22 protein-coding genes are annotated in these 25156 nt (G+C 53.9%); 16 read left to right on the forward strand and 6 right to left on the reverse strand.

Features of this window, described 5'->3' with window-relative positions:
• Position 1: 1 nt before the first annotated feature.
• On the reverse strand, positions 2–370 hold the full coding sequence (locus FDW97_RS15975) for a T6SS protein Cts2N (protein WP_249359800.1): 369 nt from the start codon (positions 368–370) through the stop codon (positions 2–4).
• A gap of 462 nt (positions 371–832) precedes the next feature.
• On the opposite strand from FDW97_RS15975, the gene tssB reads away from it, so the two are divergent.
• From tssB to FDW97_RS16035, 12 genes are all read left to right on the forward strand, one after another.
• A complete protein-coding gene (gene tssB / locus FDW97_RS15980; protein WP_038636686.1) occupies positions 833–1345 on the forward strand; it encodes a type VI secretion system contractile sheath small subunit in 513 nt (170 codons plus the stop codon).
• 18 nt (positions 1346–1363) lie between these two features.
• Complete coding sequence (gene tssC / locus FDW97_RS15985) at positions 1364–2845, forward strand: type VI secretion system contractile sheath large subunit (protein WP_069324762.1); 1482 nt, start codon at positions 1364–1366, stop codon at positions 2843–2845.
• An 18-nt stretch (positions 2846–2863) separates the two neighbouring features.
• Positions 2864–3346, forward strand: a complete 483-nt coding sequence (locus FDW97_RS15990) for an Hcp family type VI secretion system effector (RefSeq protein ID WP_085048420.1) — start codon at positions 2864–2866, stop codon at positions 3344–3346.
• A gap of 9 nt (positions 3347–3355) precedes the next feature.
• A complete protein-coding gene (gene tssE, locus FDW97_RS15995; RefSeq protein WP_085048419.1) occupies positions 3356–3733 on the forward strand; it encodes a type VI secretion system baseplate subunit TssE in 378 nt (125 codons plus the stop codon).
• A 19-nt stretch (positions 3734–3752) separates the two neighbouring features.
• The gene (gene tssF / locus FDW97_RS16000) at positions 3753–5474 is read left to right on the forward strand and encodes a type VI secretion system baseplate subunit TssF (protein ID WP_137351305.1); all 1722 of its coding nucleotides are present in this window, start codon (positions 3753–3755) and stop codon (positions 5472–5474) included.
• Complete coding sequence (locus tag FDW97_RS16005) at positions 5438–6382, forward strand: type VI secretion system baseplate subunit TssG (RefSeq protein WP_110496144.1); 945 nt, start codon at positions 5438–5440, stop codon at positions 6380–6382. The genes tssF and FDW97_RS16005 overlap by 37 nt, the downstream gene beginning before the upstream one ends.
• The gene (tssH, locus tag FDW97_RS16010) at positions 6373–8895 is read left to right on the forward strand and encodes a type VI secretion system ATPase TssH (protein WP_137351306.1); all 2523 of its coding nucleotides are present in this window, start codon (positions 6373–6375) and stop codon (positions 8893–8895) included. Before FDW97_RS16005 ends, tssH begins: the two co-directional genes overlap by 10 nt.
• A 25-nt stretch (positions 8896–8920) precedes the next feature.
• Positions 8921–9556 (forward strand): hypothetical protein, encoded by a 636-nt coding sequence (locus FDW97_RS16015; protein WP_137351307.1) that lies wholly within the window; start codon positions 8921–8923, stop codon positions 9554–9556.
• Between the two features lie 147 nt (positions 9557–9703).
• On the forward strand, positions 9704–9952 hold the full coding sequence (locus FDW97_RS16020) for a type II toxin-antitoxin system Phd/YefM family antitoxin (protein WP_038636704.1): 249 nt from the start codon (positions 9704–9706) through the stop codon (positions 9950–9952).
• Complete coding sequence (locus FDW97_RS16025) at positions 9942–10223, forward strand: type II toxin-antitoxin system RelE/ParE family toxin (RefSeq protein WP_038636706.1); 282 nt, start codon at positions 9942–9944, stop codon at positions 10221–10223. Before FDW97_RS16020 ends, FDW97_RS16025 begins: the two co-directional genes overlap by 11 nt.
• 26 nt (positions 10224–10249) lie before the next feature.
• Positions 10250–12214 carry a type VI secretion system Vgr family protein gene (locus tag FDW97_RS16030; RefSeq protein ID WP_137351308.1) on the forward strand — a complete coding sequence of 655 codons (1965 nt, stop codon included), beginning with the start codon at positions 10250–10252 and terminating at the stop codon, positions 12212–12214.
• A complete protein-coding gene (locus FDW97_RS16035; protein ID WP_110496140.1) occupies positions 12214–12735 on the forward strand; it encodes a toxin-antitoxin system YwqK family antitoxin in 522 nt (173 codons plus the stop codon). Before FDW97_RS16030 ends, FDW97_RS16035 begins: the two co-directional genes overlap by 1 nt.
• 21 nt (positions 12736–12756) lie before the next feature.
• On the opposite strand, the gene nrdG is transcribed toward FDW97_RS16035, so the two are convergent.
• From nrdG to treR, 5 genes are all read right to left on the reverse strand, one after another.
• Entirely contained in the window at positions 12757–13221 is a 465-nt protein-coding gene (gene nrdG, locus FDW97_RS16040; RefSeq protein WP_069324767.1) for an anaerobic ribonucleoside-triphosphate reductase-activating protein, read from the reverse strand.
• 120 nt (positions 13222–13341) lie between these two features.
• Entirely contained in the window at positions 13342–15480 is a 2139-nt protein-coding gene (nrdD, locus tag FDW97_RS16045) for an anaerobic ribonucleoside-triphosphate reductase (RefSeq protein ID WP_137351309.1), read from the reverse strand.
• A gap of 409 nt (positions 15481–15889) precedes the next feature.
• The gene (treC, locus tag FDW97_RS16050) at positions 15890–17542 is read right to left on the reverse strand and encodes an alpha,alpha-phosphotrehalase (RefSeq protein WP_137351310.1); all 1653 of its coding nucleotides are present in this window, start codon (positions 17540–17542) and stop codon (positions 15890–15892) included.
• 49 nt (positions 17543–17591) lie between these two features.
• Positions 17592–19010 carry a PTS trehalose transporter subunit IIBC gene (gene treB, locus FDW97_RS16055; protein ID WP_038636721.1) on the reverse strand — a complete coding sequence of 473 codons (1419 nt, stop codon included), beginning with the start codon at positions 19008–19010 and terminating at the stop codon, positions 17592–17594.
• A gap of 156 nt (positions 19011–19166) precedes the next feature.
• The gene (gene treR, locus FDW97_RS16060) at positions 19167–20114 is read right to left on the reverse strand and encodes a trehalose operon repressor TreR (RefSeq protein ID WP_038636723.1); all 948 of its coding nucleotides are present in this window, start codon (positions 20112–20114) and stop codon (positions 19167–19169) included.
• A 190-nt stretch (positions 20115–20304) separates the two neighbouring features.
• Here treR and mgtL point away from each other — a divergent pair, with 190 nt between their 5' ends.
• The 4 genes from mgtL (at position 20305) to FDW97_RS16075 (ending at position 25136) form a co-directional block, all read left to right on the forward strand.
• Entirely contained in the window at positions 20305–20358 is a 54-nt protein-coding gene (gene mgtL / locus FDW97_RS23805; protein ID WP_223229530.1) for a mgtA regulatory leader peptide MgtL, read from the forward strand.
• Between the two features lie 144 nt (positions 20359–20502).
• Positions 20503–23211, forward strand: coding sequence for a magnesium-translocating P-type ATPase (gene mgtA, locus FDW97_RS16065; RefSeq protein ID WP_137351311.1), 2709 nt, complete (start codon positions 20503–20505; stop codon positions 23209–23211).
• A gap of 375 nt (positions 23212–23586) precedes the next feature.
• A complete protein-coding gene (locus FDW97_RS16070; protein WP_087857461.1) occupies positions 23587–24564 on the forward strand; it encodes a TRAP transporter substrate-binding protein in 978 nt (325 codons plus the stop codon).
• A gap of 62 nt (positions 24565–24626) precedes the next feature.
• Positions 24627–25136 carry a TRAP transporter small permease gene (locus FDW97_RS16075; RefSeq protein ID WP_137351312.1) on the forward strand — a complete coding sequence of 170 codons (510 nt, stop codon included), beginning with the start codon at positions 24627–24629 and terminating at the stop codon, positions 25134–25136.
• Positions 25137–25156: the final 20 nt, after the last annotated feature.

A 25156-nucleotide genomic window follows, 5' to 3' on the forward strand; every position in this document is an offset into this window, starting at 1 on the left:
TTCAGGGCGCCAGAATTGCCTCATCCGTCATCAGTAGCAGATGCAGTGAACTGACTTTATCCAGCCGGAGCCGGTGATCGCCTTCACTGCGATAACGCGCAAACAGTAGTGTTGCTTCTGTCGTAACGCCCTGCAGGGGATTTTCTTGCGCAACAAAACGTGAACCTGGCACCAGTTCCAGAGACCAGACGCGAAATCCGTCAGGGTTATCACGCAATAATTGTGATTTGGCATTAAACCACTGTGTCGCGGAGAGTGACTGGACGGTGGGTAACAGCGCGCTATCGGTAATAGCGACAATATCTACTGCTACCGGTGCGTTATCATTGGCATCCGGAACTGTTTCAATAATTACATCATTAAATGCCACACGGTTTTGCCACAATGAACAGCCGCTATTCAGTAAAGTTAAGGTACTGAATAATATTAATATGGCCGAATGGCATATGCCGCTTTTCATATAAAGTCCTTTTATATTGTTATAAGAACGGTAATTAATGGTTGAGGTTTGTTTTTTGATTTAAATCATTATTCAGCGCGGATTATAAAATAAAAAACGTTTTACTTGATTTATTCGCATGGTGAATTAGTTTTGTTGAAAATATCATCTCAGTGATTATTTATTTGTATCTCATTGATTTTAATTGGTTATTTAATTGATTTTGATTTTTATCAAAGCGGCGATCCTGGTGTAAAAACTGAAAAATTAAGTTGATATTTATTTTTTGTTGTGTTTTTTATATTGCATGTAGTTATTCAGAAAAATCTATTTTCGAATAATGGTGCGGCAAAAATAGCACCAGGGATACTATTGCAATAAAAAGGATTAAATATGGCAGAGAGCATTCAGCATAAACTCAACCGTATTAGGCCGCCGCGCGTGCAAATAACCTATGACGTGGAAACTGGTGGCGCGATTGAGAAAAAAGAACTTCCTTTGGTTGTTGGTATTTTAGCGGATCTATCCGGGCATCCGGCATCTCCACCGGCCAAATTACGTGAGCGCCGTTTTGTTGAAATCGATCGTGATAATTTCGACGATGTACTCTCTTCTGCCTCGCCTCGTCTGGCGATACAGGTTGAAAATCGTCTGGCTAATGATGGCAGTAAACTGAACGTAGAACTCCACTTCAACGAATTCGACGACTTTTCTCCTCTCAATATCATTAATCAGGTTAAACCCCTCCAACGTCTTTTTCTTGCCCGTCAACGCTTACGCGACCTGCTAACCAAACTGGATGGTAACGACGATCTGGATACGTTGTTGCAGCAGGTAGTCAATGACAACGCTGAGCTTCAGGCGTTAAGACCCATTGCTGAAGAAAAACCGACTGACAACGCGTAACTAAAAAGGGGAAGAACAATGGACAATGTTCAGGAACAAGCTGAAACCGGTGGGCAAACCGTTACGCTGAGCGTGCTGGACCGCATTATTCAGGAAGGGCGAATGGCGCGCGATGAGCTACAGCAGACCTACGCGCGTGACATGCTGGAAGAACTGGCTACGCAGATTCTTGATGAAGGGATGGTGATTGAAAGCGATACCGTAGCGATGATCAACCACCGCATTGCGCAGATTGACGCGCTCATCAGCGACCAGTTGAATGAAGTATTACATCACCCGGAGATGCAGAAACTGGAAGCCTCCTGGCGTGGCCTGCATCAATTTGTGATGAATACCGAAACCAGCACCCGGCTGAAATTGCGTCTGCTGAATGTGTCACGTAAGGAGTTGCAGGACGATCTGGAAAAAGCGGTCGAGTTTGACCAGAGCACGTTGTTCAAAAAACTGTATGAAGATGAATACGGGACTTTCGGCGGCAACCCTTACAGCGTGTTGGTGGGCGATTTTGAGTTTGGTCGACATCCGCAGGACGTGGCGCTGCTGGAGAAAATCTCCCAGGTGGCGGCAGCGGCCCATGCGCCATTTATTGCTGCCGCCAGTCCGCGCTTATTTGATATGGGATCGTTCGCTGAGCTGGGCGTCCCGCGCGATCTGGCGAAGATCTTCGAAAGCACCGAATTGATTAAATGGCGAGCCTTCCGCGATAGCGATGACTCCCGCTATGTCTCGCTGGTGTTACCGCATGTGTTGCAGCGTCTGCCGTACGGACCGGATACGGTGCCGGTAGAAGGGGTGAACTTCGTTGAAGATGTTAACGGCATGGACGCGAGTAAATACCTGTGGGGCAACGCCGCATGGGTGCTGGCTAACCGCATTACCGAGGCATTTGCCTTGTATGGCTGGTGCGCGGCGATTCGTGGCGCTGAAGGCGGTGGACTGGTGGAAGATCTTCCAGCGCATACCTTCTCTACGCCATCCGGCGATATCAGTCTGCGCTGTCCAACGGAGATAGCCATCACCGATCGCCGTGAGAAAGAGTTGAACGATCTCGGGTTTATCGCGCTGTGCCATAAAAAGAATACTAACACCGCCGCGTTCTTTGGTGGACAAACGACTAATCAGGCAAAAATCTACAACACGCCGGAAGCCAACGCCAACGCGCGCATTTCAGCAATGCTACCGTACATCCTGGCCGCCTCGCGCTTTGCGCACTACCTGAAGGTTATTATGCGCGACAAGATTGGCAGCTTTATGAGCCGTGACGAGATCGAAAGCTACCTCAACAACTGGATTGCCGATTATGTCCTGCTCACCGACAGCGCCCCACAGGAGATCAAAGCGCGTTATCCGCTGCGCGAAGCGCGGGTGGACGTAAGTGCTGTGCCTGGCAAGCCGGGGGTCTATCGCGCGGTTGTATTCCTGCGTCCGCACTTCCAGTTAGAAGAGTTAACCACCTCTATTCGTCTGGTCGCCGAACTGCCGCCACCGGCAGCCGCTTGATCATTAAGGAGATAAACCATGGATGCGATTTTTTTAAAGCTCGACGATATCAAAGGCGAAAGTCAGGTTGATGGATTTAAAGATCAGATAGAGATCATGTCCTACAGCCATAACGTCGCAATGCAGGTCACCAACGACGTCAGTAACACCGAACGCACCTCCGGACGGGCGCACGTGGGGGAAATGTCGCTGACCAAGTTTGTCGACCTTTCCACGCCAAAGCTTAATGAGTACTGCTGCAGCGGGAAGATGATTAAAGAAGCCGTGTTGACGTTATGCCGTAATGATGACGACAAAATACTGCCACTTATCGTGTATACCCTGGATAACGTGATTATCTCGCATCTGAGCGTGAGCGGCGGTTCCGGTGGTAAGCCGGTGGAAACGATGTCGCTAAATTTCACCAAAATTAAATGGGAAATTACCGCTCAGAAACTGGGAGGTCAGAAAGAGGGTAACGTCTCTTCCGTCTGGGATATGGCGATGAATAAGAAACCGTAACTTGAGGTAATGCCCATGTCACTACCCGTCGCGCTGCTCGACAGACTGATGGATGAGGACATTACGCCGCGTGAGTCGGTTTGCCGGGAGTTGAGAAGACTGTTCAACTCCCGTGCGGCAGAAGATGCTGACACATTGCCGGTGCTGCTTGCCTGGGGCGTCCCGGAATGGCACGGGCTGAACGCAGGCGATGAACGGGTGCTGCGTTGGTATTGCCGTCAGCTGCGCGCTGTTATTTTGCGCCATGAGCCCCGGATTCAGGCGCTGATCGTGAGCGTAAAAGATGCCCATCATCAGACGCTGGCGCTGCAACTTGACGCGATGCTGTGGAACGACGACGAACCGCTAACGCTGGAGCTGGCGTACCAAAATGGCGGTTGGCGATAACCCGTATCAGGGGAGATCAATGGACGATCGATTGCTTGATGATTATCTGCAAGAGCTACGATGGCTGCGAACCGCCAGCGGTGAATTCGCTCGTCGGCATCCGCATGTTGCTTCCCGACTGCGGCTGAGTGAATTCGATTGCCCGGATCCCCATGTTGAACGACTCCTGGAAGGCTTTGCGTTGCAAAGCGCCAGGCTGCATCAGCGTCTTGATGACGGCTTTGGTGAGCTATGCGACTCGCTACTGGAACAGCTCTCTCCCCATTTGCTACGCCCTTTTCCTTCTTGCGCAACCGCCTGTTTTACCGCCGATCCGCTGGCGGGCGATCTGAGTCAGGGCTACACGCTTCCTGCCGGAACGCCGTTATACGCGCAAACGGAAAGTGGAGAAACGGTCTGGTGGCGCACGGCATTGGCGCAAACGCTGTGGCCTATCGAGATTGAAAATGTTGTCTGGTGTGATGCCGCACAGGCCCGGCAGTTGAGCGGAATGGCGCAGGCGCGTGGCGCATTGCGTATTCAGCTACGCTGCCTGCCGCCGCATCAGTTCTCAACGTTGGCGGTAACACAGTTGCGCATTCATCTCAGCGGTTCGCCGCAAATCAATGCCACGCTGTTTGATTTGTTATATGCCCATGTCATTGGGCCGCTGCGCCCACATCCCATTGGCCTGCTGAATGCCGAAAAGATTTTGCCCAGCGAACCGGGCGTAGAGTCCAGCGTGCTGGCGCTCAGTGCCTGGATGAACTGTCCGCAGACGCTGATGTATTTTGATTTACCGCTGCCGTCGACGGGCGAGGGCGACAGTATCACGGTGTGTATCCCTTTCGACAATGCTCCACAGGCAGCACAGCATATTAAACCTGGCGATATTCGTCTGGGCTGCGTGCCGGTAATAAACCTTTTTACTCGCACCTCAGAGCCGCTGTTTGTCGAACATACCCAGAGCGAACATCGGCTGGTCGCCGATCATCATGACAAAAATGTGCACATCTACCGCGTACAGGCGCTGTGGATGAGTTGCCGTGAGAAAGCCTGGCGCGTTCCTGCGTACTACTCAGCCCAGGGACATAGCGAGGCCCGCTGGTTCTGGTATGCACGGCGTCACCGCCACCAGGGGAATGCGCTGTGGCTAACGCTGGTGGACAGCCGTTTTGACCCGTATGTGGCGGATGAAGAAACCAGTCTGACGGCAACGCTCTGGTGCAGCAACGGTGAGCAGGCCGCACAACTTACAGCGGGAACGCCATTGACCTTCGAAGTGCCGGGCCCGGTTGCGCAAGTACATTTACTGGGTACGCCGACCACGCCTTCTGAGCCAGCATTACAGCGAGACACGCGCTGGAAGTTGCTTTCCTCGCTGGCGCTCAATCACCTGTCGCTAGTGGAAGGCGAGATGGCGCTGGCGTCGCTGAAAGAGCTGCTGGCGCTGTATGCCCCTTCCGCCGCGTCACCCGCCGTCTGGCAACAGATTAATGGTATTCGCGAGATGCGTTGCCAACGGGTCAGTGAGCATCGGGGAGGCGATGCCTGGCGCGGTTGGCATAACGGCATCCAGGTGACGTTAACTCTTGAACCACAATCATTTACTGGCAATAGCCGACTGCTATTTGCCGGCATCATCGCCCGTTTTCTGGCTCGCAATGCCACCGCGAACTGCTTTGTTCGTACGGTATTGCAGGAAGATGGAGAGGAACTGTCGCTATGGACAGAAGCCGAACAGACCGCGCTGATAGCGTAATCGCCCAATTGCGGCGCGAGCCGTGGCGCTTTTCGCTCGAGCAGTGTATTCGCATCTTACGGGCGAGCGGTGAAACGCCCGCGCTGCGGGGGGAACTGGGGCTGGCGTTCACGCCTGCGGAGGTGTCGCTGCGCGACGGTACCCTTCAGGTCCACAGCCTGGGGCCGGGCGGAGCCGATGGGGTGCTGCCCTACGGCTGGCTGGAATGGCTGCAACAGGCGGCGCAGGATAAAAACAGCGCGTCGCAGGACTTTATTCATCTGTTTCAACAGCGCTTGATTCAACATCACTGCCGTAGCCTGAGCCTGTATCGGCTGGCAACGCCTTACGCCAGGCGAGAAGATGCGCCGGGGTTTACGTTGATGCGGGTGCTGTGTGGTTTTGATCTGGATGCCGTAAAAAAGCCTCAGTCTGGGCAGCTACAGCGTCTGCTGTCGCAAAGCAGCGGGCTGGCGAATCGTCGGCGTTCAACGGCGGGATTTGTGGCGCTGGTGGCGGCAACGCTCGGTATCACCGTTCATATTGAGGAGTTTATCGGGCGCTGGCAATCCTTGCCGCTGGCGTCTCAAAGCCGGACCGGGTGTCGGCTGGGGCGCAATAGCGTCGCTGGTCGGCGAATATGGAATCAGCATGCGGCGCTACGGGTGCATCTGCGTGCGGAAAATGCCGCGCAGTGGCGAACATTTTTACCTGGCGGGCGGGGATTTATTCAACTGAGCAAATTAGCGGAAATCTGGTTTGGCGCGGGAATAACGCTGGAATTGATGATGCGCGCAACCCTGACTCTGGATCATCGCTTAACCCGCGCTGCGCCGCCGCGTCTGGGTTATACCGCGCAACTGGCAGGGCGCAAGCCCGCCATGTTCCATTGCCAACAGCATCTTGAGGAGAACAGTAAATGGATTTGAAAGCGCTGGTAAAACGACTGAACCCAATTTGTTTTCGTGCGCTGGAACAGGCCGCCGAACGCAGCCGGGCGCAGGGACACTGGTTCGTTGAGCCGGAGCATATGCTGCTGGCTTTACTGGATGATGAACACTGTGATTTAGCGTATTGCCTGAGCAACGCGGCGATCTCCACCGATACGTTACGTGAAGAGATCCAGCGTGCTCAGGCGCAGTTCAAAACGGGCTGTACGCGGATGCCGGTGTTTTCCGTACACCTGATAGAGCTACTGGAAGGGGCTATTTTGCAGGCGACGTTCCAGCGTATTCCTCTGGTTCGTTCGGCCTTATTGCTCCTGACCTTACTCACCCGAGAACGGCTGCGTACCCAGTTGGCGCAGGGAATGCCACTGTTGTTACAGCTTCCGGCTGCGGAGCTGGAAAGCCAGTGGCAGAGCTGGTGTCGCAACTCCGTTGAGGAGGCTGCAGACCCTGACAAGGGCGAATCCCCGAAGCGTGAAGGCGGGGTTCTGGATCAATATACGCACGATCTGACGCGTGACGCGCGGGAAGGGCGGATCGATCCGATCATCGGGCGCGACGCGGAGATCCGCCAGTGCATCGACATCCTGCTGCGTCGCAGGCAGAACAACCCGATTCTGGTGGGTGCGCCAGGTGTGGGCAAAACCGCCGTCGCCGAAGGACTGGCGCTGCGCATCGCCGAAGCCAGCGTGCCGCCGTCGTTGCGTGATGTCGCTCTGCTGGCGCTCGATCTTGGCTTGTTGCAGGCGGGAGCGGGCGTGAAAGGTGAATTTGAGCAGCGACTAAAAGGCGTCATTGACGCCGTTAAAAAATCCCCGCAGCCGATCATTTTATTTATCGACGAAGCCCACACGCTGATTGGCGCGGGCGGCGCCGAGGGGGGTAATGATGCCGCCAACCTGCTGAAACCGGCGCTGGCGCGTGGTGAACTGCGTACCATCGCCGCCACCACCTGGCAGGAGTACAAAAAATATTTCGAGAAAGATCCGGCGCTGGACCGGCGTTTTCAGCGTATCCAGATCGAGGAACCGGACGAGAACAGCGCGGTGATCATGCTGCGGGCGGTGGCCGATAAACTGGAGGCGCATCACGGGGTACAAATTCTGGATACGGCGATCCGCGAGGCGGTGCGCCTCTCGCAGCGCTATATCTCTGGTCGCCAGTTGCCGGACAAAGCGATCAGCGTACTCGACACCGCCTGCGCGCGGGTGGCGCTGGCGCAGCATGACGTGCCGCCCCAGCTTGAGGAGATCCGTCAGCATCTGGCGGCCATTGAAGAAGAGAGCGAACGCCTGAACCGCGAACTGCTGGTGGGCGTCGATCATCACGACCGACTGTGTGAACTGGAGGCGCAGGCGGAAAAACTCCACCAGCAGGCGCGGGAGGTGGAGGAGCGCTGGCAGGACGAGCGCCAGCGGGTCGGCGAGCTACAGGCCGCCCGTCAGCGAATGCTGGATCTCAGCGTGCGGCTGGAAGAGGATGATGAACTGGAAGAGGAACTGGTGGAGTGCGCCGCGCTGATCGGCAAACTGGAAACCGCCGCCGCCCAGCTACGTGACGAAGTGCCGCTGGTGCCGGACTGCGTCGATCCCGCCACGGTGGCTTCGGTGATCAGCGGCTGGACCGGGATCCCAATCGGCCAGATGCAGACCGATGAAGCCCACGCCCTGCGCACGCTGGTTGCACGCATGAGCGAGCGGGTAATGGGACAACAGGCAGCGCTGGAGACCATCGCCCAACGTCTGCGCGCCTATCGCAGCGGCCTGACCGATCCGCAAAAGCCGGTCGGCGTGTTCCTGCTGGTGGGGCCAACCGGCGTGGGTAAAACCGAAACCGCCTATGCGCTGGCCGATGCTTTGTACGGCGGTGAACGCAATCTGATCACCATTAACCTGTCGGAATATCAGGAGGCGCATACTGTCAGCCAGCTCAAAGGCGCGCCGCCGGGCTACGTCGGTTATGGCAGCGGCGGGGCGTTAACCGAAGCGGTGCGCCGTCGACCTTATTCGGTGGTACTGCTCGACGAAATCGAAAAAGCGCACCCGGACGTGCTGGAGGCATTTTATAACGTTTTCGATAAAGGGGTAATGGAAGACGGCACCGGGCTGATTGTCGATTTTAAAAATACGGTAATGCTGGCAACCAGCAACGTCGGCGCGGAGTTAATTCTCGACACGCCGGTTAGTGAATTAAAGAGCGAACACTTTAACGAGGCATTGCGTGAGGAGTTATTAAAACATTTCCGCCCGGCGTTTTTAGCGCGGATGACCACGGTGGCTTATCGGGCACTGGATGAAAAAATATTAAAAGGCATTGTGCTGGCGAAACTGGAGAAATTATCACAGCGATATTTCGTGGCGACGGGGGAGAAATTAAATATGGAGGATGGGTTGGTAGGAAGGGTAATGGAGAAATGTAAGGGAGCCGGGGCCAGGGATGTTGAGAATCTGGTGGTTGGGGAAGTGATGGAGAGAAAATTACAAGTTATTAATTGAGTCGTATCTATAAAAGGAGAATAATATGTGGCCATTTAAATGGGATGTTGATGATGGTGATACGAAACTTGCCTTGTTACGAACGAACCCTGAGTCGACACTCTTACAGTATGTTTTTCTTGTCGATATTGCTAAAGGTGTAATTTTAAATTCAGGGAATTGTAGTGTGAAGTGTGTTAAAGTAAAAGATAAAATATATAAGTTGATATTAACAAATAACTCCGGTAGTGATTGGTATTTCCCCTTTGTTACCAATGGATTGGGAGGGGTTGGAAGTTGTGAGGTTCCAATTCCTCAAAATAATGGAGCGTTGGCCATATCAACAGGAATGAATGGTTGTGCATTACAGGTAAATAAAAATGATAGAAAATTTATCTTTTTTCATGATTCAGATGGGACATCATTAGGTAAAATTACTGTGCAGGGAGAATGCGTCTGTAGAGTGGAATATAGGGATTATGCTGGCCCTTTTTATTCTGGTGAAAAATTTTTAAAAGAAAAGAAATTTGGTGATGGCTATTTTTCATATTATCCTATATGTGTACACCATGAAAATAAATGGAAGGTTTTTTATTCTGGGGTATATCACTCCCCAGTTAGTAATAAATATGAAAAATTATATGATGTTTTTCCATGTAAAATATCTTTTTATGACGAGTGAATGAATTTAATTATAACCACCTCCGCGCCGTTAACCGGGCAACAGACCATAATGCCATGGTTTTGGTGTAGTAAAAGCATTTTTAATGATGCTTTTAAAAGTACCTTTTGTGGCCTATACTAAAACCTCATTAACGAGGAAACAACCATGCCATTTCACATACTGACCAAAACCGCAGCCAGCATCACCGACCTGAAACGTAACCCGATGGGGACGGTTAACGCAGGGGAAGGTGAAGCGGTGGCGATTCTGAACCGCAATGAGCCAGCGTTTTACTGCGTGCCGCCTGCGGTCTATGCGTATTTGCTGGAGCTGGCAGAAGATGCGGAGCTGAACCGTATCGCCGACGAACGTGAAGGTGGAAAGCGAATACAGGTGTCTTTAAATGACCTATAGTCTGGAGTTTTTAGATATTGCGCTCAAGGAGTGGCGCAAACTTTCACCCACATTACGCGAGCAGTTCAAAAAGAAGCTAGCGGAACGGCTAGAGAACCCTCATGTCCCTGCCGCCCGCCTGTCTGGCAAATTACACCGTTATAAAATCAAGCTACGCAGTGCCGGGTATCGTCTGGTCTATCAGGTCGAGGACGAGCAGGTTGTCGTTCTTGTGATCGCCGTGGGCAGACGTGATGGCGATGAGGTTTATCATCAGGCTAACCGGCGCTAGCGCTATCGTTGAAAAAGGACTTCCCCATGCCCGATACCACTATCATCAAACTCACCGCCCCAACCCTGACCGGTCTTACCGCCGCCACCGCGTACAACGAATCACAGCTTAACGGCCTGACCACCGCCACCGTTGCTGCGGCTACCTCCGCGCCGTTAACCCTCGACAGCACGCTGGCAACTCATCTGACAACGACGATCAACAACGCCGACTACGACGGGCTGATTGCCGAGGCGCACCAGCTCCCCGCCACCGCTAACGCCGATCGCTACCAGTTTGTGCTGCGCCCGTGGCTGTGGTGGCTGACGCTTGCCAGTAACAACCGCGTGTTTCAGAACCTCAGCGCGCAGGAGATCGTCGAGCAGGTGTTTAAAGACGCCGGGTTTAGCGACTACAAATTTCAACTGAAAAGCAAACCGGCGAAGCGGGAATACTGCCTGCAATATAACGAAAGCGATTTCAACTTTATCTCGCGCCTGCTGGAGCAGGAGGGGATCTTCTGGTTCTTCACCTATGAAGCGGGCAAGCACACCCTGGTGCTGGCGGATGATAACAGCGCTTTTCCGCCGATACCTGGCGACAAAAAAGTGAAGTATCAGGCCGCAGCAAGCGGCGCACGGGAAACCGGCATGATTCGCTCGGCAGAACTGCATTTACAGGCCACCGCCCAGGGCTTCCAGAGCAGCGATTTTAACTACGAACAACCAAAAGCTGCGCTGTTTTCGCAGACGGGCGAGAAGAAGGGCGGTATGCAGTACCAGCATCCGGGGCGTTTTAGCGTTAAAGCCGAAGGCGACGCGCTGACGGCGTGGAAGGTTAACGCCCTGAAAGCGCAGGCGAAACAGCTGGTGGGCGAAAGCGACTGCGCGGCGCTGATGGCCGGGCACTGGTTTACGCTAACCGATCATGACGACAAATCTCTGAACATCGACTGGCTAATCACCGCCGTTAGCCACGAGTACGATGGTGAACGCTATCGCAACCGCTTCACTGCTATTCCAAAGGCCACGCCGTATCGCCCCCTCGCCGTGACGCCACAACCCTTTATGCATACGCAAACGGCGATGGTGGTGGGTAAAAGCGGCGAGGAGATCTGGACCGACAAACTTGGTCGGGTGAAGGTGCAGTTCCCATGGGACAGAGAGGGCAAAAGCGACGAAACCAGCTCCTGCTGGCTGCGGGTGGCGACGGCGTGGAGCGGCAACGGCTTCGGCGCGCAGTTTATCCCGCGCATCGGTCAGGAAGTGGTGGTGAGCTTTATCGACGGCGACCCGGATAAACCGCTGATTACCGGCTGCGTCTACAACGGCGCGAATGCGCTGCCGTACGCACTTCCGGCGAACCAGACCCAGTCGGGCATTAAAACCAAAAGTGAAAAAGGCTTCAACGAACTACGCTTCGACGACAAAAAAGATGCCGAGCTGCTGGCGATGCAGGCGCAAAAAGACTTCCAGCTTACCGTTCTTAACGACAGCAAAACGACTATCAGCCATGACGACATTCAGAACGTCAAAAACGACCGCACGCGTACCGTTGAAGAGGGCAACGAAACCGTCACCCTAAAAAAAGGCAATCGTGCGGTGAAAATCGAAAAAGGCAGCGACACACTGGAGGTAAAAGAGAAGCGCAGCGTGACGGTGAAAGGCGATCAGGAGCACGTCATCGACGGCAACGAGACGCATAAGGTAAAGGGCAACTACACGCTGAACGTCGATGGCAACCTGACGATTAAGGTCAGCGGTACGCTAACTCTCGAGAGCGGTAAAACGTTGGACATCAAGAGCGGGTCGGGTCTTAACGCCAGCGCGTCGGGCAGCATGAAGCTGGATGCCACCAGCATAGCCAGTGAAGCGAAAGCCTCTCTGACCCAGAAAGCCGCAACCATCAGCCACGAAGCAAAAGCCACGCTCACCAGCAAAGCCAGCGCGACCCAAACGGTGGATGGTGGCGGGATGCTGATAATTAAAGGTGGCCTGGTGAAGATTAACTGATGAGCGATATGCAGGAATATCACCTGGATAACACCCTGCTACGGGCAAATCTTGCGAACGACCAGCTAAACGGTGAGACGAGAATTGAAGAGAACGGACGCCTGCTGGCAGTTTTGCGATATCAACAGGGGGCGCTGCATGGGGTAATGGAGCGCTGGCATCCTAACGGCCAGCTAGCTATGCAGCAGGCGTATCGTGAGGGCAGGCCGGACGGTATTGCTCGTTACTTCTCGGAAAACGGCGAGCTACTGCGAGAAGAGCAGTGGCTTGACGGCCTGCTGCACGGCGAATGCCGCAGCTTTTATCCTTCCGGGCAGCTACAGCAGCGTGAGCAGTGGAGTCAGGGGTTGCGTCACCAGCTCAGCGAACAGTTCTATCCGGACGGCTCGCTTGCCCAGCGTCTCTGTTATGAAAAGGGGATACTGAAAGGGGAAGCGGAGCGCTGGCTGCCGGATGGGCGTGCCATTGATGCCCGTGGTAAAGCGCAATCGCGAATGAGTAAATGGACGGAGAGGCTGTGAACACGCCTCTCCTGAGTGATTTTATCGCAAATGATGCACGACCTGGTTGCTGCTACCGCGCCAGATCAGCGCCGGGTCTTTGAGGTCCTGCACAAATTTGCCATCAACCAGCACGTTGATGAGATCCACCACCTGCATCTGTGCGGCGTTGAGTTCATCGAGCTTGTAGCCGGTCCACACCCAGATATCTTTCCCCGGACACTCAGCGCGAATACGTTGTACCAGTTGCAGAATATCCGGCACGTTCTGCGGATGCAGCGGATCGCCGCCCGACAGCGAAATTCCCTGACGGTGAATACGCGTGTCGTTCAGATCGGCAATGATCTTATCTTCCATCTCTTTGGTAAACGGCTCGCCGGAATTGAGCCGCCAGGTGCTTTTGTTATAGCAACCGGGGCATTCGTGTACGCACCCTGACACAAACAGGGTGCATCGGGTTCCTGGGCCGTTGACGATATCGACAGGATAGTATTGATGGTAGCGCATAGAGGATGTCCAGAAAGCATGTAGGCCGGATAAGGTGCTTGCACCGCATCCGGCAACATTGTGATGCCTGATGGCGACGCGATTGCGTCTTATCAGGCCTACGGCCTTTGCAAACGGATATTAACCTATCTGCCCATTGCCTAAATGCTTAACGCGGCGCTTCACTTCTTCCTGCTTACCGGCGTTAAACGGACGTGCGTCCGGGCTGCCTAAATAACCGCACACGCGGCGGGTGACCGACACGCGCGCGGCGTCGTGGTTACCACATTTCGGGCAGGTGAAGCCTTTACTGGTGCACTCGAACTCACCGGTAAAGCCGCACTCGTAGCATTCATCGATTGGCGTGTTGGTGCCGTAATACGGCACGTGCTGATAGCTGTAATCCCAAACGTCTTCCAGCGCTTTCAGGTTGTGCTGAATATTCGGGTACTCGCCGTAGCAAATGAAGCCCCCGCTCGCCAGCGGCGGGTATGGCGCTTCGAAATCGATCTTGTCGTACGGGTTCACCTTTTTCTCCACGTCGAGGTGGAAGCTGTTGGTGTAGTAACCTTTGTCGGTTACGCCCGGCACCACGCCAAACTCGGCGGTATCCAGACGGCAGAAGCGGTCACACAGGTTTTCACTCGGCGTGCTGTACAGGCTAAAGCCATAGCCGGTCTCGTCTTTCCACTGATCGACCGCCTGACGCAGACGTTCCACAATGGCGATACCTTTGGCGCGCAGTTGCTCGCTGTCATAGACATGTTTGTCGCCAAACAGCGCGTTGATGGTCTCATGAATGCCGATGTAGCCCAGAGAGATAGAGGAGCGACCATTTTTAAAGATCTCAGACACGTCATCGTCCGCTTTCAGACGCACGCCGCAGGCACCTTCCATGTACAGAATGGGCGCAACGCGGGCTTTTACGCCTTCCAGACGCGCGATACGGGTCATTAGCGCTTTACGCGCCAGCACCAGACGGTCGTCGAGCAGTTTCCAGAAGGTGGCTTCATCGCCATGGGCTTCCAGCGCGATACGCGGCAGGTTGAGGCTGATAACGCCGAGGTTGTTGCGACCATCGTGAACCTGTTCGCCGTTCTCGTTTTCCCACACGCCGAGGAAGCTGCGGCAGCCCATTGGCGTTTTGAACGAACCGGTGACTTTGACCACCTGATCGTAGTTCAGGATGTCCGGGTACATACGCTTGCTCGCGCATTCCAGCGCCAGCTGCTTGATGTCGTAGTTCGGATCGCCAAACTTGTGGTTCAGACCATCGCGAATTGCGAACACCAGTTTCGGGAACACCGCGGTTTTACGGTTTTTACCGAGGCCAGCAATGCGGTTACGCAGAATAGACTGCTGGATCAAACGCGATTCCCAACTGGTGCCCAGGCCAAAACCAAAGGTGACGAACGGCGTCTGACCGTTGGCGGTATGCAGGGTGTTCACTTCATACTCAAGGGACTGGAAAGCGTCGTAGCACTCTTTTTCGGTACGGGAATGGGCATAACCGTCAGCGTCCGGGATCTGCCATTCTTCAGCGGTCTTGCGATGTTTATTAAAGCTCTCGGTCACGAACGGCGCGAGAACTTCATCAATACGGTTAATGGTAGTACCGCCATAAATATGGCTGGCAACCTGCGCGATAATCTGCGCGGTCACGGCGGTCGCGGTAGAGATGGATTTTGGCGGCTCAATCTCCGCGTTACCCATCTTAAAGCCCTGCGTCAGCATGCCTTTCAGGTCGATCAGCATGCAGTTAAACATCGGGAAGAACGGCGAGTAGTCGAGATCGTGATAGTGAATATCACCACGCTCGTGCGCCTGAACGACATCACGCGGCAGCAGGTGTTGGCGCGCATAGTGTTTGGCGACGATACCGGCCAGCAGATCGCGCTGGGTCGGGATCACTTTGCTGTCTTTGTTGGCGTTTTCGTTCAGCAGAGCAGAGTTGGTTTGCTCAACCAGACCACGAATTTCCTGGTTCAGACGGCCACGTTTTTCACGCTGGATATCACGGTCGTGGCGATATTCGATGTACGCACGGGCGAGTTGTTTGTACGGGCCAGACATCAGCTGGTTTTCTACCGCTGTCTGGATCTCGTTGATATCGACCTGGCTGCGCTCATTCATCAGGCTACTAACGACTTCTGCGACGGTGGCACAGTAATCTGCGTCATCGACTCCCGCTGCTTTAGCTGCACGCAGAATGGCTTCTTTGATGCGCTCTGATTTAAACGGCACTTTACAGCCATCTCGTTTCATCACATGCGGTGTCATGATCACTCCATATTTATAAGAACAGGTTATCCACAGAGGTTGGGGAAGCGGCCATGGCTTTATTCATCTCTATTGCCAATGACTTCCCGCAATCCTGACCCACGTTATCCACAATTCCACCGTGAAGCGGTGCATTGTAGTTGTAGCAATTATAGGCGATTAATACAACATATTGGGTCGGCGTGCATTTTAAGTTCTATATGTAGTGATTTGCATCAAGGATGTTTACGATTTTTTTGATGTAGCGCAAAGTAAAAATCGGAGCGTACAGATGACGGGCGCTACAGCCGATTGTAAATTACCCCTGGAAAATTCTGATTAATTATTCAGCAAAAACAGGAAGGTAAGCTGAGCGTAGGCGACAACGCCCGGCAGCGCTATGCATACCGGGCCTGAACATCATTGCAAGCTATTTTTGCACCCACCAGACGGCTTCAAAAGGACGCAGCGTCATGTCAACGGGTTGGCTGGCGACCTCGGCATAGTTGTGCATCAGCACCTGCCAGTTTCCGTCGGCATGCGTCGGTTGCCAGTTCTGGAAGGTATCGCTCAGGTTGGCAATAACCAGCAGCCGCCGTCCTTGCCATTCGCGCTGATAACACCATACGTGTGGGCTGTCTGGTAACAGATCCTGGTAATCGCCCCAGGTGATAACCGGCTCTGTTTTACGCAGGGCGATCAGCTTCTGATAGGCGTAAAACACAGAATCAGCATCATCAAGCGCCGCTGCAACGTTGATCTCGGCTGCGTTGTCACACAGATTGATCCACGGTTCGCCCGCGGTGAAACCCGCGTGCTGGCTGGCATCCCACTGCATTGGCGTGCGGCTATTATCGCGGGATTTACTGGCGAGGATTGCCAGCAACTCTTCGGCATCGCGTCCCTGCCCGTTCAGTTCGGCGAACATGTTATGGCTTTCTACATCGCGGTAATCAGTAATCTGGCGGAAGTGCGGGTTGGTCATGCCAATCTCTTCCCCCTGGTAGATATAGGGCGTGCCCTGCATACCGTGCAGCACCATCGCCAGCATTTTGGCGGCGGGCACACGGTATTTCCCTTCATCGCCAAAACGCGACACGATGCGCGGCTGATCGTGGTTACACCAGAACAGCGCATTCCATGCGACGTTGTGCATGCCCTGCTGCCAGTGGCGGAACAGAGTTTTGAGCGCCACGTAGTCCGGTTTGGCTAACGTCCATTTTTCACCGTTGGGGTAATCCACCTTCAGGTGGTGGAAGTTAAAGGTCATCGACAGTTCGCTACCGTCCAGCGCGGCGTATTGCTGACAGTTTTCCAGCGTGGTGGAAGACATTTCGCCGACTGTCATCAGGCTACGTGGGGTGAAAACGTCGCGGTTCATCTCGCGTAAAAACGCATGCGCGCGCGGACCGTCGGTATAAAAACGGCGGCCATCGCCGTCGGGATCGTTCGGGAAGTCCTGATCTTTGGAGATAAGATTGACTACGTCGAGGCGCAGGCCGTCCACGCCGCGATCGGCCCAGAACTCGCACACTTTTTTCAGCTCGGCGCGTACCGCCGGGTTTTGCCAGTTCAGGTCGGCCTGCTCCGGGGCAAAGAGATGCAGATAATACTGCTCGCTTTCGGCGTGCCAGCCCCAGGCGCTGCCGCCAAATTTTGACTGCCAGTTGTTCGGCGGGGTGGTCGGTTCGCCGTCGCGCCAGAGATAAAACTGACGATACGGGCTGTCTTTATCCAGCGCCTCACGAAACCAGGCGTGCTGGGTTGAGGTGTGGTTAAACACCATATCCAGAATAATGCGTATGCCGCGCGTTTTCGCCGCTGCTACCAGTTCGTCAAAGTCTGCAAGCGTGCCGTAAGCCGGGTCAACTGACATGTAGTCGGCGACATCGTAGCCGTTATCAACCTGCGGCGAAATGTAGAACGGCGTCAGCCAGATAGCGTCCACGCCCAGCTTTTGCAGATAGCCGAGGCGCTGCGTTACGCCGCGCAAATCACCCGTGCCGCTGCCGGTGGTGTCCTGAAAACTCTTGGGATACACCTGATAGATAACGCCGTTTTGCCACCAGTGTGGAATATTCATTGCTGTTTCCTGGAGATACGATGGGGCGCAACTGCGCCCCGAAGAAAAGTTACACAATCTGTAATGTGCCCTGACGGTATTTACGCTGGTAGACGAATGAGGTCAGTACCATCGGGATAACGATCGCGATGACCATCGCCATGCCAAACACCTGCCAGTAAGTCGGCTGAATGGAGAGGATACCCGGCAGGCCGCCGACGCCAATGCCGTTCGCCATCACGCCGTTCAGGCCGCACAGCAGACCGGCGAGACCGGAGCCGATCATCGCGCACAGCATCGGGAAGCGGTATTTCAGGTTGATCCCGTACATCGCCGGTTCCGTTACCCCGAGATAAGCCGAGATCGCCGCAGGTACTGATATTTCGCGTTCATTGTGTTTGCGGCTGGAGATAATGATGCCGACCACCGCAGAAGCCTGAGCGATGTTTGACAGCGCAATCAGCGGCCATACCGGCGTACCGCCCATGCTCTGGATCATCTGCATGTCGATAGCCAGCGTGGTCTGGTGTACGCCGGTGATCACCAGCGGCGCATACAGGAAGCCGAACAGCGCCGCGCCAATCGGCGCAAAGCTGCCGGTCATCAGATGACGAACCGCGAACGCCACGCCGTCGCCGATCATGCGGCCAAACGGACCGATAAAGGCGTGCGCAAGGAACACCGCGAGGATCAGCGAGCACACCGGGACGATCACCAGATACAGATAATCCGGGACGATGCGTTTCATGCGCGTTTCAATAAATCCAAGCGCCAGGCCAGCCAGCAGTGCCGGGATAACCTGCGCCTGGTAGCCCACTTTCTCAATGCTGAACAGGCCGAAGTTCCACACTTCCGGCACCTGTTGACCGAGCAGATAGGCGTTCATCAGCTGCGGCGAAACCAGGGTCACACCCAGCACAATACCGAGGATCGGCGTACCGCCCATTTTCTTCACCGCTGACCAGCAGATCCCGACAGGCAGATAGAAGAAGATCGCTTCGCCAATCAGCCACAGGAAGTCGTAGAGGGTTTTCAGCGACGGATGCATCTGCGCCAGCGTCTGCCCGTTACTCATTGGCAGATCGCCGATCACATTGCGAAAACCTAAGATCAAGCCGCCGCTAATCAGCGCTGGCAGCAGCGGGAAGAAGATCTCTGCAAAATGAGAAATGAGCTGTTCATGCCACTTCATGTTCTGCCGCGCGGCTTTTTTCGCCTGCTCTTTGTCGGCACTGGCCTGGCCGGTGGTCGCCAGCAGCGCTTTGTAGTAATCGCCCACCTCGGTGCCAATCACCACCTGAAACTGCCCGGCGTTGGTGAAGCAGCCTTTGACCATCGGCAACTGCTCTATCTCTTTTGGCCTGGCATTCGCAGGCTGATTCAGCACAAAACGCAGGCGAGTGATGCAGTGGCTCACCGTAGCGATATTGTCGCGCCCGCCTACCAGCTCAATCAGCCGGTCGATGTCTGCTTGTTTTATTTTGCTCATGATGACGTGTGTTCCCCGTAGGCCGGATAAGACGCGTTAGGTCGCCATCCGGCAACTCCCGCGTTGTTGGCGCAAGAGTATATCTTCGATGAATATTTAAAAACGGGAACGTTCCCGAAACGCAGCGAAGATCACAAATTAGCGCTCAGAAAGCGATCAGGCGAGGGTGGAGGGAATAACGATTTGCCGCGGTTCGCTACGGCCGTTGATCTGCTCGATCAGCTGCGAGGCCGCTTGTCGTCCGGCTTCGGCGTAACCGGGATCGACGGTGATAATTTCCGGATGGAGGAATTTCATTAGCGGTGTGTTGCCCACACTCGCCAACTGCAGATTATCAATCCGCTGCTCCTGCAGATATTTGCTGACCCCAAGGGCAAGGGTATCCGTCGCACAGACTAAGGCGGTGGTTTCCGGGGTGATGACATTGGCGGCCTGCTCATAACCCTGCTTCATGGCCAGGCCCGGTAGCGCGGCAACCGGATGCAGTTTGTGTTTCTTACAGAATGCCAGGTAGGCTTCATGACGGCGCTTACCGGTGGTCACGTCGCTATGGGGGACGCCAAGAAAGCTAATATGGCGGTGGTCGCGATCGTATAAACGCTGCATCAGGGTATGAATAGCGCCCTCATCGTCATAGCAGACGGAGGCAAAGCCTTTGGCATCTCTGGCCAGCAGCACCAGAGAATCCTGCCAGGAGGTGAGCATCGTTTCGGTAATGCCGGTAAAACCAAACAGCACCACACCGTCAATATTACGGCGTCTGAGCATGCCCAGATGTTCTTCGACCAGTTCAGGCGAGAACTGGCTTTCCATCATGATCGGATCGTAACCCTGTTCATAAAAAGCGGGCAGCATGGTCTGCACGGCGAGATTTTCTGAAAGAGAATCCAGGCGCGTGACGATAATCGCCACCACCTTGTCGCTTTGCCCACGCATGGCGCGTGCAGAGCGGGAAGGGGAAAAACCGTGCTGATTCATCACCGCTTCGACGCGTTCACGGGTACGTTCGCTGACGCCGCTTTCGTTGTTGAGAACGCGGGAAACCGTGGATTTCCCCACGCCGCTTAAGCGGGCGATGTCTTTAATGGTCAGCCGATTTTGCATCCTGTTTTCCCGTGTCGCGTGTGAAGTTATGCCAAAAGAGAATAACTTTACTCAAGCACAGTGCAATGGGCAAAGTCTGGTATACGTTTGGTTTAGTTTCTATGCTTTATCATACCGCCATAATTGCCACAAACCTTATGGTTTTCTGCGTATAATCCGCGGCGCTTATCATTCACTTACCGGAGGCTATATGGATCCCGATCCCACCCCTCTCCCGAGACGGAGAAACACAACTTTCCGGTAAGCCTGTCTTTCACTGTCTTACCGGATGCGTAAGACAGTGACGTTCTGACGTCCCTGTTGTGATTTTAAAATTGCCATCAGGCAAGGCTTTGCCACGCCTGAAAGATTTACTGCGCCTGTTAAGACTGGCGCAGGGGGACTGCCTATGTTCAAAAATATGACTCGCCAGCTGTTTGCCCGGCTTAACCGCCATTTACCACATCGTCTGGTGCATCGCGATCCGTTGCCCAATGCGCAGACCGTTGCCAGCACACCGATCCCGCCCTCGCTGAGCGAACATTGCCTGAAAATGGCGCTGATGGACGAAGCCGCGCTGTGGAAAACGTTTGGCGCACACCCGGAAGGATTAAACGCCGCAGAGGTCGAGAGCGCCCGCGAAATCCATGGCGAAAACCAGTTGCCGGCGCAGAAGCCGTCGCCGTGGTGGGTGCATCTGTGGGTCTGCTACCGCAATCCGTTTAATATTCTGCTGACCATTCTTGGCGCCATTTCCTATGCCACTGAGGATCTGTTTGCTGCTGGCGTAATCGCGCTGATGGTCGCCATCTCGACGCTGCTGAATTTTGTGCAGGAAGCGCGTTCCACCAAAGCGGCAGATGCGCTGAAAGCGATGGTCAGCAACACCGCCACGGTGCTGCGCGTTATCAACGAAAAAGGCGAGAACAGTTGGGTTGAGCTGCCGATTGACCAGTTGGTACCCGGTGATGTCATCAAGCTGGCGGCAGGGGATATGATCCCGGCGGATTTACGTATCGTCCAGGCGCGCGATCTGTTTGTGGCGCAGGCTTCGTTGACCGGTGAATCGCTGCCCGTGGAGAAAGTTGCAACCAGCCGCGACCCGCAGCAAAGCAACCCGCTGGAGTGCGATACTCTGTGCTTTATGGGGACCAATGTGGTGAGCGGCACGGCGCAGGCTATCGTGATTTCGACCGGAGCCAATACCTGGTTCGGGCAACTGGCGGGCCGCGTCAGCGAGCAGGAAAGCGAGCAGAATGCCTTCCAGAAAGGGATCAGCCGCGTCAGCATGTTGCTGATCCGCTTTATGCTGGTGATGGCGCCCATTGTGCTCATCATTAACGGCTATACCAAAGGCGACTGGTGGGAGGCGGCGCTGTTTGCGCTGTCTGTTGCGGTGGGGCTGACCCCGGAAATGCTGCCGATGATCGTCACCTCGACGCTGGCGCGCGGGGCGGTGAAGCTGTCTAAACAGAAAGTCATCGTCAAGCACCTTGATGCCATCCAGAACTTTGGCGCGATGGATATCCTGTGCACCGATAAAACCGGGACCCTGACGCAGGATAAAATTGTGCTGGAGAATCATACTGATATCTCTGGAAAACCCAGCGAGCACGTTCTGCATTCCGCGTGGCTGAACAGCCATTACCAGACCGGGCTGAAGAATCTGCTGGATACGGCGGTACTGGAAGGCGTGGATGAGGAATCTGCCCGCCAGCTTTCTACCCGTTGGCAGAAAATCGATGAGATCCCGTTTGATTTTGAACGTCGCCGCATGTCGGTGGTGGTGGCGGAAGAAACGGATGTGCACCACCTGGTGTGCAAAGGCGCGCTGCAGGAGATCCTCAGCGTCTGCACCCAGGTGCGTCACAACGGCGAGATTGTCCCCCTGGATGAGGGCATGCTGCGTCGGGTGAAACGCGTTACCGATACGCTGAACCGTCAGGGGCTGCGCGTAGTGGCGGTGGCCACCAAGTACCTGCCCGCGCGTGAAGGTGATTACCAGCGTATTGATGAGTCGGATCTGATCCTCGAAGGCTATATCGCGTTCCTCGATCCGCCGAAAGAGACCACCGCGCCGGCGCTGAAGGCGCTGAAAGCCAGCGGTATTACGGTGAAAATTCTCACCGGTGATAGCGAACTGGTGGCGGCAAAAGTGTGCCACGAAGTGGGGCTGGATGCGGGCGATGTGGTGATTGGCAGCAGCATTGAAGGATTAAGCGATGACGAACTGGCAACGCTTGCTCAGCGCACTACGTTGTTTGCCCGCCTGACGCCGATGCACAAAGAGCGCATTGTCACGCTGCTCAAGCGTGAAGGTCACGTAGTTGGCTTTATGGGCGATGGCATCAACGACGCTCCGGCGCTGCGCGCGGCGGACATCGGTATCTCTGTTGATGGCGCGGTCGATATTGCACGTGAAGCGGCGGATATTATCCTGCTGGAAAAGAGCCTGATGGTGCTGGAAGAAGGGGTGATCGAAGGACGCCGTACTTTTTCTAACATGTTGAAGTACATCAAAATGACGGCCAGTTCTAACTTCGGTAACGTGTTTAGCGTGCTGGTGGCGAGCGCCTTTTTACCGTTCCTGCCGATGTTGCCGCTGCACTTACTGATTCAGAACCTGCTGTATGATGTATCCCAGGTGGCGATTCCGTTTGATAACGTCGACGAAGAGCAGATCAAAAAGCCCCAGCGTTGGAATCCCGCCGAACTGGGCCGCTTTATGATCTTCTTTGGGCCGATCAGCTCGATCTTTGACATTCTGACCTTTTGCCTGATGTGGTTTGTCTTCCATGCCAATACGCCAGAGCATCAGACGTTGTTCCAGTCGGGCTGGTTCGTGGTGGGCCTGCTGTCGCAAACGCTGATTGTGCATATGATCCGTACCCGTCGCGTGCCGTTTATCCAAAGTCGCGCCGCATGGCCGCTGATGCTAATGACGCTGGTCGTGATGGTGGTGGGCATTGCATTGCCGTTCTCGCCGCTGGCCAGCTATCTGCAATTGCAGGCGCTGCCGCTGAGCTACTTCCCGTGGCTGATTGCGATTCTGGCGGGCTACATGACATTGACCCAATTAGTGAAAGGTTTTTATAGCCGTCGCTACGGTTGGCAGTAAACATCAAACTTCTCAGCAGGATGGTGTAAATACCATCCTGCATTTCTCTTTTTCATTCGAAAGATATTCTCGCGAAATCGTAGTGTTTTATTTTTATTGAAATGCTAGCTGAGGGAATTAGTATCAAATCGCCTTCTTTGCGTTGCTTTTTTATCAATAAAACGATCTGCGTTGCAAAAATGAAACACTGTGCTAAAAATTATTAGCGTCTGCGATTTTTTGTGAACGCAGTCATCGAAATAAATTGTTACACCAGCTAGTCTGCGCAGGTAACGTCGTTAAGAAAGTTTCTCGCTGCCCGTTTTAATTCCGGCAGTCATTTGCTCTGCAAGCTATTCCTGTTAATGGATATTATGAACTTCTGGAGAAGGACAAATGAAACTGACAAAAAACCTGTTAAGTCTGTGTATTGGCGCGTCCGTATTATTGGCGAGTCATGCAACGCTGGCACAAACTTTTCGCGCCGCGGATGTGCATCCGGCTGATTACCCGAACGTCGTCGCAGTGAAACATATGGGGGAGAAACTCAGCGCCGCGACCGATGGCCGTCTGGAGATTAAAACATTTCCAGGTGGCGTGTTAGGTGATGAAAAACAGATGATTGAGCAGGCGCAATTAGGCGCTATCGATATTATTCGCGTCTCAATGACGCCTGTTGCCGCCATTCTTCCTGAAATTAACGTATTTACCCTGCCGTATATCTTTCGCGATGAAGACCATATGCATAAGGTCCTTGACGGCATGATCGGTCAGGAGATTGGCGACCGCCTGACGGCCAATACGAAATCGCGGCTGGTATTCCTGGGTTGGATGGACGCCGGGACGCGCAACCTGATTACCAAAAATCCGGTGGTGAAACCGGAAGATTTACACGGTATGAAAATCCGCGTTCAGGCGAGTCCGATAGCGCTGGATACCTTAAAGGCGATGGGCGCTAACTCTATCGTGATGGGCGTCAGCGAAGTGTTTAGCGGTATGCAGACCGGCGTTATTGATGGTACGGAAAATAACCCGCCAACATTTGTTGCGCACAACTATTTACCGGTCGTTAAAAACTATACCTGGAGCAAACACTTTATTATTCCTGAGCTTTTTCTGTTTTCCAAAGCCAAATGGGATAAATTGAAAAAAGAAGACCAGGAACTCATTATTAAGCTCGCCAAAGAAGCGCAGGTTGAACAACGCAAACTTTGGCAAGAATATAATGCGAAATCTCTGGAAACTATGAAAGCCAATGGCGTTCAGTTCCACGATATTGATACGGACTATTTCTATAAAGCCACGCAGTCAGTGCGGGATAATTACGGTAAAGACCACCAGGATTTGATCAAACGTATTCAGGATGTGAAGTAATTCATCAGGCGGAGGGGAGCAATCCTCTGCCTGAGTCTTTTGATTAATTCGAGGTGATAATTATGGGTGAATGTTATTCATCGGTAATGGATTTTCTTTATCGGGTCTCTATATGGATTGCTGGTGTCGCATTATTGGTTATGGTCGCCATTATCCCTATTGGCATATTTGCACGCTATGTCCTGAACAATGCCCTGTCATGGCCTGAACCGGTCGCCATTCTTTGTATGGTGACGTTCACCTTTATTGGCGCGGCGGTGAGCTATCGCGCAGGTTCGCATATCGCGGTGAGCATGGTGATTGACCGTCTGGGGGAGTCCGCCCGTCGTTACTGCTCGATTGTCGCAGATATCATGTTGGTGGCGATCAGCCTGTTTATTCTCTGGTATGGAATCAATCTGTGTCTTGAGCTGTGGGACCAGCCTGTCGCGGAATTCCCGCTTTTAAGCGCCGGGCAAAACTATCTGCCGTTGCCGATTGGCTCCGCTATCACGCTGCTGTTTATCGCAGAAAAGATTTTCCGCGGCCCGCAATATCAACGTCCCGTTGTCATGCTGGGTTCAACCAGCTAGTTACCGCCCCCATTTCATTA

This window comes from Citrobacter sp. wls708, from assembly GCF_005281255.1.
In the GTDB taxonomy this organism is placed as follows: Bacteria; Pseudomonadota; Gammaproteobacteria; order Enterobacterales; family Enterobacteriaceae; genus Citrobacter; species Citrobacter werkmanii.